This is a genomic window from Streptomyces sp. NPDC094032 (assembly GCF_040303965.1).
Taxonomy (GTDB): Bacteria; Actinomycetota; Actinomycetes; order Streptomycetales; family Streptomycetaceae; genus Streptomyces.
In genome coordinates, this window is the sequence record NZ_JBEOUE010000017.1 from 131249 (window position 1) to 139563 (window position 8315).

An 8315-nucleotide genomic window follows, 5' to 3' on the forward strand; every position below is an offset into this window, starting at 1 on the left:
ATGATCATGGCCTTTCAAATGCTAGCCCTTCCGGAGCCTCCGTCGGTTCCTGAATCGGCATGGTATGCGCTATCGGCAGTGGCTATAGTCATGTTTTATGCGTTCTACATATCCTTGGCCCCGAACAAGACTGAACGCATAAAGATCTACATTGCTCCATTCGCCGGCCTCTTGGCCTTGTGGGTTTTCACCGTCGCAATGGAGGGCGTTCCGTCCAACATCCTTCCACCGGCGCTCGCCTTCATGCTTCCCGCCTTCGTGTTGGCCTGCGTAGGGCACCGGAAAGAGATGCGAGCCACCTGGAAACGCCAAGCCACCGAGGGACAGGAGGGAAACGCCCCCTCCGCCGCCATCACCCTCCAGCTCTTCTTGGCACTAGCCGCGTTCGGGGCGTTGGGGATCTGGTTCGTGATGTGAACCCGGTGAAAAAGTATGAACGCCGGGTGCCCTGGTGGGCAAAATTCGATTCGCACACCAGGGCACCCTTTGCAATCCACGATCAGGTGTGCTGCGGCCGGGCCCATGACCGCCCGTATCCGGCTCCGCCTGGGCCGCGACCTACCGACGCTTCGTCTGATTAGAGTAGGGATCTCACTCGACCAGAGCCATCAGAAGCCTCGTGCTAGGACCGCCGGGACGGTGCCTCCCGCGGCGCGCGCTGGCCGGGGATCGCCGGGTCCCGTTCGCCGTCACGCGTGTTCGCCGGTGCGCGGCATTCCGGGGGTTCGATGCTGATCCGGGGCAGCCGGCGGTCCAGCCACCAGTTCGCGCCGCCGAGCATGTGCATGAGGGCGGGGACCAGCAGGGTGCGCAGGACGAAGGCGTCGAGCGCGACCGCGGCGGCGAGTGCGATGCCGAACATCGCGATCACCCGGTCGCCGGAGAGGATGAAGGCGAGGAAGACGGCGATCATGATGACCGCTGCCGAGTTGATCACGCGGCTGGTCTCGGCCAGCCCAACCCGGACCGCCCGCCGGTTGTCGCCGCTCTCCAACCACTCCTCCCCACCGGCAAGCTCAAGGAACAGAGCCCTCGGTGGCCAGCGTCTACCGGGCGCTCGCCGAGCACGCCAAGCGCGAGGCGTACCCGGAAGCCGTCGAACAGGCCCCGGCTGACTTCGCCGCCCTCCAGGCCGGCGAACTCCCCGGCCCGCGTACCGCCGGCCAGCCGGAGCCCGCCCCCTCCGTAGACACGCTGGTCAACCGCTCTGCGGCGGGGCGATGATGGCCGCCGCAACGGCCGGGTTCGGTATCTGCGTCGCCACCGCGTACCGCTACATACGCGAGGCTGTCGAAGTGCTGGCCGCGCTTGCGCCCACCCTGGCCGAGGCGATGCGTGCCGCACGAACCAAGGCGTTCGTGATCCTCGACGGCACCCTGCTGCCGATCGACCGGATCGCCGCCGACACCCCGTACTACTCGGGGAAGCACAAGCGCCACGGCATGAACATCCAGGTCCTCACTGATCCGTTCGGCCACCTGCTGGGGGCCTCGCCCGCGCTGCCCGGCTTCACGCACGACCTGACCGCCGCCCGCACCCACGGGATCGTCGAGGCTCTCGCCGCCGCCGACCTCAAGTGCTGGGCGGACAAGGCATACCAGGGCGCCGGCCGCCCGGTCCGGGTACCCTTCCGCGGACGCCGCCTCAAGCGGTGGCAGCGGCGGCACAGCAGCACACACCAAGATCCGCTGCCTCGGCGAACGGGCCATGGCCACCCTGAAGGGCTGGCGGCTCATACGGAAGCTCCGCTGCAGCACCAACCGCATCACCGCGATCGTCCAGGCCGTACTCGTCCTGCATCACGCGTCAGCGTGAGGTGGGAAAAGGCTCATTGGGTGGTTTGGTGAGGCGGCGACACACCTATGGAGATCTCCGCCTCGGGTTCGAGCGGAGCCCTTCCACCGCCGCACGGATCATTCCAGTAGCGCGCCCTCGCGGGTGATGGTGCGGTGACCGGTGCCGGATCTCTCGTGCCCCCAGGCCAGGCGCGGCCGCAAGGCACCACCAGCCCTGGAGCGCCGGCGGGAACGTGATGCCCCCAACCAGTTTCATGCCCGGCCCGGGAGCGGTGAAGTCACGTCCGGCCGGGTCAGGAGCGGGTACGGCGTTGCGGCGCGTGATGCCGTGGATGCCACGCCCGGCCATGCCCCGGGCCGTCTTCTTCCGGCTCACCGCCCGGCCGCGTCCGCACAACCCGCCGCGTCCCCACGACGAGCCGGGACCTATTACCGGGGCACTCCGGTGTCTACCCGGACGGGACTGATCTCTCGGACCAGGTCGTTGTTCTCGTCGCTCAGTTCGAGCTCGTAACGGAGGCCGAAGGAGGCGAGAAGGCGGCCCAGGTCGTCGAGGTGGGTGGGGGCGATGGTGCCGTTGAGTAGGACGGCGGGGCCTTCGATCGGGTCGATCTCCAGGTGGCACCAGGTCGTTTCCAGCTCGTAGCCGTGCCAGGACGAGGAGCGGGAGGTCCAGCCGGCGCCGGTGAAGTGGGCGGCTATGGCGGATGCGTCTCGGTAGCCGTGGAGCATGCCGCACACGTTGTTGCCCAGCTCGGCCCACTGCCGGTCGATCGTCGCGCGCCCAACAGGTATGTCCATGTCCATGTCCGGAGTATGCGGGAGTCGGCGGGGGAAGGGCGGCGTGTTGTGGTGTGGGGGTGTGGACTGGGTGGGGTGGGCGCCCCCTGGGCAACCCAACTGCGCGGGTCGTTCTTTTGGGACTCTGGTCAGAGGGGGGTGTCTCGGCGCAACAATGCGCGCATGAGTGATGACTGGAAGCGACGTCTTGAGCGGATGAAGCGGGATCTCGTCGTCAGTGGGGATCCCGTCGCCTGGGTGAGTGAAGCCGATGCCGTGCAGGCGTCGTTGCTGTTTCCGTCCCTCTCCGTGCGCGGTGCCCTGTTCGGGGTGGCCGCGCAGGGGAAGGAGGACGGGGTCTGGCGGATGGTGACGCCCTTGCAGGACGGGATGCCGCAGAGTTCGCGGGACAGTCTGCATTCCAAGCTGTGGTTCCGGGCCAAGGACGACACCGACGACCCCGTCGTGCGGCGCGCGTTGCTCGACGCCGTGGCCGTGCTCGAACGCGAGGCCGTCGACGAGGTCGAGGTGCTCGACGAGCGGTACCGGATCGTCCGCGGGGACGAGCTCGCCCGCAGCGGGCCCGACGGGCTCGAACCGCCCCGGCCGACGGATGTGGAGCCGATCGAGCGGACCTGGGACGACCGAGGGGCGTTCGACTCGCCCGACGTCGGCTTCGTGCTCGATCCGTTGAGCGAGCGGGGGCTGATGTCCGAGGCGCTGCGGCTCGGGCTGCGCAGCTTCGAGTACTCCGGGCAGCGCTACCCCGCCGACGTACGCGAGGACTCCCGGCGGGCCGTCGTCCGGCATCCCGAGATCGCCCTCATGCCCGTGACCTTCGGGGTCGTCGAACAGACCGGTGACACCTGGCGCCCCCAGGGTGCGCTCAACGCCACCCCGCACGCCGCCCGCCAGTTCCTCTACAGCGCGCTGATCCGGATCTGGCCGCTCCTCTACAAGTACAGCGACAGCAAGCGGGAGCGGTACGCGCGGATCGCCGAGAAGTACCGCGCCGCCGACCGGGCCGACGAACTCAAGGTCGACGACCGCCTGTTCCGCGTCTGCCGCGTCGAGCGCATCGTCCGCTTCGGCCCCGACGGGCCCGAGAAGCCCCGGCCCTCGGACGTCGACCAGTACGGGCCCATGAAGATGCATCCCCGCATGGACCCGGACACCGGCGAGGTCTTCCACGGGGAGTGAGCGGGACGACAGCCCGAAGGGCCGCGCGGCCCCCGTTTCGCCGCGCGGCCCTCGTGGTTCTGTCGTGGTTCTGTGCTGACTACTTGACGCTGATCGCCGTCCACGCCGCCGCGACCGCGTTGTACTCCGCGCTGCCGGCGCCGTAGAGGTCCGTGGCCGCCGACAGGGTGGCCGTGCGGGCGCCGGAGTAGCTGGTGCTGGAGGTCATGTACGTGGAGAGGGCCTTGTACCAGATCTTGTAGGCCTTCTGACGCCCGATGCCCGTGAGGGTGGAGTTGTTCGCGGTGGGCGAGTTGTACGTGACGCCGTTGATCGTCTTCGTACCGCTGCCCTCCGACAGCAGGTAGAAGAAGTGGTTCGCCGGGCCCGACGAGTAGTGCACGTCCAGGCGGCCGACCGACTTCGACCAGTAGTCGGCCGACTTGCCGTCCTTGCTCGGCTTGTCCATGTAGCGCAGCGGGGTGCCGTCGCCTCGGATGTCGATCTTCTCGCCGATGAGGTAGTCGCCGACGTCCGAGGAGTTCGACGCGTAGAACTCGACCGACGTGCCGAGGATGTCGGACGTCGCCTCGTTCAGGCCGCCGGACTCACCGCTGTAGCGCAGGTTCGCCGTCGAAGCGGTCAGGCCGTGGGACATCTCGTGGCCCGCCACGTCCAGGGAGGTCAGCGGCGCCGTGTTGTTCGTGCCGTCGCCGTACGTCATGCAGAAGCACGAGTCGTCCCAGAACGCGTTCACGTACGCGTTGCCGTAGTGGACGCGCGAGTACGCCGCGACGCCGTCGCCGCGGATGCCGTTGCGGCCCAGCTCGTTCTTGTAGAAGTCCCACGTCACCGCCGCGCCGTAGTGCGCGTCCGCCGCCGCCGTCTCCCGGTTGCTCGCGAGGCCGTTGCCCCACGTGTCCGTCGAGTTGGTGAACAGCGTGCCCGTGCCCGACGTGCCGCCCGCCAGGTCGTACGTCTTGTGGCCGCCGCGGCTCGCGTCGGTCAGCGTGTACGAGCCCGAGGTGCCCAGCGTGACCTGGCCGCTGTACTCGGTGTTGCCGATGCCCGTCTCGATCGACTCGAACGCGTACAGCTCCTTGCCGCTGGTCGCGTCGGTGATCACGTGGCGGCGGCTCGGCGTGCCGTCCGCCTGCGTGCCCGTGACCACGGTCTCCCACGCCAGGGCCGGCTTGCCGGTCGCCGCCCAGATCACCTTGCGGGCCGAGGAGGCCGCCGCGGACCGCGCGCCCGAGGACGCCACGGCCGACTTGCCGACGACCGCCGCCGAGAGCGCCGGGGTCGTGTCGGCCACGGATATCCGGGCCTGGGTCGCCTTGGTGGTCGAGCGGGCGCCGTTCTTCTTCTGGTGCACGACGAGGTCGCCGCCGAGGACCGGGATGCCGTCGTACGTGCGCTCGTAACGGGTGTGGACGGTGCCGTCCGCGTCCTTGACGACGTCCCGGGCGACCAGCTTCTCCTGGGCGGACAGCCCGATGGAGTCGGCGGTGCCGGCGGCGTCGGCCTGGGCCTCCTGGATGGCGGCGGCGCGCTGCGTCTTGGTGAGGACCAGGGCGGTGGCCCCGGCCTCGCGCTGCGCGTCGGCGCTGGCGGAGCCGGACTGGACTCCGACGACGACCATGGCGGCCGAGGCGATCAGGGCGGCGGCGCGGACAGTGGTACGGCGGTGCGAGGACTGCTGGCGGGTCACGCGGGCTCCTTCGCTTGTGAAGCGTGGGGGGAGTGTGTCGTGGGGGGTGGTACGAGCAGCGAGCGTGCCAGCGAGGGGGCGTTAATGACAGGTGCGCAACAAGAATTTGACCATCAGTTGTCCGAAGGGCGGCCAACTCCGTCCGTTATGCGGGGAGCTGACCGCCCTGAGGGTGGCGCGGGGGTCGAATAGGGGTCGGTTAGGGGTGGGGTCAGTCGAACGTCGGGCCCGACTGCCTTGCGCGCTTGAATTCCGCGAAGCCCGGGACCGACGCCGCCAGTCGCGTCGCCTCCCACAGGCGCGCCGCCGCCTCTCCCTTCGGGGTCCGCGACAGGATCGGGCCGAAGAAGCCCAGCGGCTCCCCCTCCGGGCCCGGCACCGCGAGGACCGGGCTGCCGAACTCCTCGCCCACCGCCGCCTGGCTCGCCTCGTGGGAGGCGAGCACCTCACCGTCGTACGTGTCGTTCTCCGCGTACGCGATGAGCTCGGCGGCCGCCCCGGCCGGCAGGCCCGCCGCCTCCAACGCCTCCCGGATCACGTCCAGTTCGGGAGCCCGGCCGCCGGGGTGGAAGCGCTCGCCCAGCTCCGTGTAGAGCCGGCCCGCCGCCTCGTTGCCGAACTTGTCCTTGACCGCCACGAGCGCGCGCACCGGCCGCCAGCCCTTCGGGCCCAGCAGCTCCCGGAACTGCTCCGGGATCTGGTCGATCCGGTCCTGGTTGAGAATCGCCAGGCTCATGACATTCCAGCGGATCTCGACGAGGCCCTGGCGCTCGGCCTCCACCAGCCAGCGCGAGGTGAGCCAGGTCCACGGGCACAGCGGGTCGAAGTAGAAGTCGACCGGGGTCGGGGGTGTCGGTGTGGTTGCGGCGGTCATGGGGCTCCTCCTTGCGGCGGTGCGGGGTTACGGGACTGCGGTGCTGCGGTTTTGCGGTTTTGCGGCAGTTCAGTTGGCCGCTAGGCCGAGGACCACCGGTGCGGCGGCGAGCAGCGCCAGGACTGCGGGGACCGGGGCGCCCTTGCCGTCCTTGGCGCGGATGTGCGTGACGATCGCGCCCAGGAAGTAGAGGACCACGCCCACCCCCGCGGCGATACCCAGCGGGCGGAACCAGATGCCCGCGATCAGGCCGATCGCGCCCAGGATCTCCAGCGTCGCGAGGCGCGGCAGCCAGCTGTCCGGCACGTTGACCTTCTGCATGCCGGCGACGATCTTCTCGTCACGCACCAGCTTGCCGCGCGCCGATCCGAGCAGGACCAGCGAGACCAGGATCGCCAGGACGACGTATGCGATGAACACGGTTGCTCCTTGAGCGGGGGAAGGGAATGGGGAAGGAGGGAGGGAGGGACAGGGGTGTGCCTGGCGGGTGCTGTCAGCGGGTCGGGATCGCCTCGATCACGCTGCTCGGCGACGCCGTCGGCAGGATCCGCGTGAGCGTGAAGCCCGCCGCGTCGAGGAGGGCGCGGAACTCCTCCGCCGTGCGCTCCTGGCCGCCGCTGAGCACCATCATGTTGAGGTCGATGATCTTGCTCGGCGAGAAGTCGCCGCCTTCCGGTACGACCGTGTCCACCACCAGGAGGCGTCCGTCCTCCGGCATCACGCGCCGGACGGACTTGAGGATCTCGATGCTGGACTCGTCGTTCCAGTCGTGCAGGACCCACTTCATCGTGTAGAGGTCGCCGCCCTCGGGGACCTTCTCGAAGAAGCTGCCGCCGATCAGTTCGCAGCGGTCCGCGAGGCCCGCGTCGGCGATCCGGGTCCGGCCGTTGGCGACCACGTGCGGCAGGTCGAACACGGTGCCCGAGGCCTCGGGGTGGGCGCCGAGGATCGCGCTCAGGAAGCCGCCCTCGCCGCCGCCGACGTCGACGATCTTCCCGTACGAGGAGAAGTCGAAGACCTCCAGGACGGCGTCGGCGACCATCGCGGTCAGGCCGGTCATGGCCTTGCCCAGGTGGTCGGCCATCGCGGGCGTGCGCTCGAAGTACTCCCAGATCGGGTGGCCGGACGCGGCCTCGAAGACCGGCTCCCCGGTCCGTACCGCGTCGGGCAGCAGGCCCCACGTGCCGTGGTGCGCGGCGCCGAGCTCCAGCTGGACGAAGGAGGCGAGCGAGCCGGGGATGTCGGTGCGCAGGGTGTCACCGAGGGCCGTGGTCGTGTACCGCCCCTGCTCGTCCACGCTCAGGACGCCGACGCCGGCGAGGGCGCGCAGCAGCCGGTGCAGGGAGCGCGGGTCGGCGCCGGTCAGGGCGGCGAGCTCGGCGGAGGTCCTGGGCCGCTCGGCGACGTGGTCGGGCAGACCGAGCACCGTACCGGCGTGTACGGCCCGGGCCACCCAGAAGCTGGTGACCATCTCGAACATCCGGCCGAAGTCGGGCTGTCGCTGCTCGGCGGCGGCGCTGGTGGGTGCGTCCATGGGGAAGTCTCCGGGGCTCTGGCGGCATGGTGCGGGCTGCGGGGCTGGGTGACGTCTTACGGGGCGGGTGCGGGCGCTTGTCGTACGGCGGGCGCGCGGCCGTGCGGGGGCGGGGCAGCTCGGGCCGTGGGCCCTGCCGCCGCGCGGAAGTGCGGGGCGGCTCGGGCCATGGGACCCGGACTGGCGCGCGGCCGTGCGGGGCGGCTCGGGCGTGCCCCCTACCGCCACGCGGCCCTGCGGGGCGGCTCGGGCCGTGACCCCTACCGCCACGCGGCCCTGCGGGGCGGCTCGGGCCGTGACCCCTACCGCCACGCGGCCGTGCCAGGCGGCTCAGGCCGTGACCCCAACCGCCACGCGGCCGTGCCAGGCGGCTCAGGCCGTGACCCCAACCGCCACGCGGCCGTGCCAGGCGGCTCAGGCCGTGACCCCAACCGCCACGCG

General features: G+C 70.3%; 8 protein-coding genes and 2 pseudogenes. 4 read left to right on the forward strand and 6 right to left on the reverse strand.

All coding sequences use genetic code 11. The features are described from left to right. The first annotated feature begins 6 nt into the window (after positions 1-6). Entirely contained in the window at positions 7-417 is a 411-nt protein-coding gene (locus tag ABTZ54_RS23560; RefSeq protein ID WP_351666468.1) for a hypothetical protein, read from the forward strand. Positions 418-622: 205 nt separating this feature from the next. Here ABTZ54_RS23560 and ABTZ54_RS23565 read toward each other — a convergent pair. Beyond that, positions 623-1003: pseudogene (locus ABTZ54_RS23565) on the reverse strand (MMPL family transporter); the annotation flags it as partial. Between the two features lie 32 nt (positions 1004-1035). Here ABTZ54_RS23565 and ABTZ54_RS23570 point away from each other — a divergent pair. Together ABTZ54_RS23570 and ABTZ54_RS23575 are read left to right on the forward strand one after the other, a co-directional pair. Further along, positions 1036-1224: a hypothetical protein gene (locus tag ABTZ54_RS23570; RefSeq protein ID WP_351666470.1), complete on the forward strand. Its 189-nt coding sequence runs from the start codon at positions 1036-1038 to the stop codon at positions 1222-1224. Continuing rightward, positions 1215-1815, forward strand: a pseudogene (locus ABTZ54_RS23575) (transposase family protein); the annotation flags it as partial. The gene ABTZ54_RS23570 and the pseudogene ABTZ54_RS23575, both read left to right, overlap by 10 nt. A 410-nt stretch (positions 1816-2225) precedes the next feature. Here ABTZ54_RS23575 and ABTZ54_RS23580 read toward each other — a convergent pair. After that, complete coding sequence (locus ABTZ54_RS23580; protein WP_351666472.1) at positions 2226-2603, reverse strand: hypothetical protein; 378 nt, start codon at positions 2601-2603, stop codon at positions 2226-2228. Positions 2604-2759: 156 nt separating this feature from the next. Here ABTZ54_RS23580 and ABTZ54_RS23585 point away from each other — a divergent pair, with 156 nt between their 5' ends. After that, on the forward strand, positions 2760-3776 hold the full coding sequence (locus ABTZ54_RS23585) for a DUF5954 family protein (RefSeq protein ID WP_351666474.1): 1017 nt from the start codon (positions 2760-2762) through the stop codon (positions 3774-3776). Between the two features lie 79 nt (positions 3777-3855). Here ABTZ54_RS23585 and ABTZ54_RS23590 read toward each other — a convergent pair whose 3' ends face one another. The 4 genes from ABTZ54_RS23590 to ABTZ54_RS23605 all read right to left on the reverse strand — a co-directional run bounded on the left by ABTZ54_RS23590 (position 3856) and on the right by ABTZ54_RS23605 (position 7874). Then, positions 3856-5397: a M4 family metallopeptidase gene (locus ABTZ54_RS23590; RefSeq protein ID WP_351666536.1), complete on the reverse strand. Its 1542-nt coding sequence runs from the start codon at positions 5395-5397 to the stop codon at positions 3856-3858. A 280-nt stretch (positions 5398-5677) separates the two neighbouring features. Then, the gene (locus ABTZ54_RS23595) at positions 5678-6340 is read right to left on the reverse strand and encodes a mycothiol-dependent nitroreductase Rv2466c family protein (RefSeq protein ID WP_351666476.1); all 663 of its coding nucleotides are present in this window, start codon (positions 6338-6340) and stop codon (positions 5678-5680) included. Positions 6341-6409: 69 nt separating this feature from the next. After that, positions 6410-6760, reverse strand: coding sequence for a DoxX family protein (locus ABTZ54_RS23600; protein ID WP_351666478.1), 351 nt, complete (start codon positions 6758-6760; stop codon positions 6410-6412). Positions 6761-6833: 73 nt separating this feature from the next. Then, positions 6834-7874: a methyltransferase gene (locus ABTZ54_RS23605; protein ID WP_351666480.1), complete on the reverse strand. Its 1041-nt coding sequence runs from the start codon at positions 7872-7874 to the stop codon at positions 6834-6836. Positions 7875-8315 lie beyond the last annotated feature (441 nt).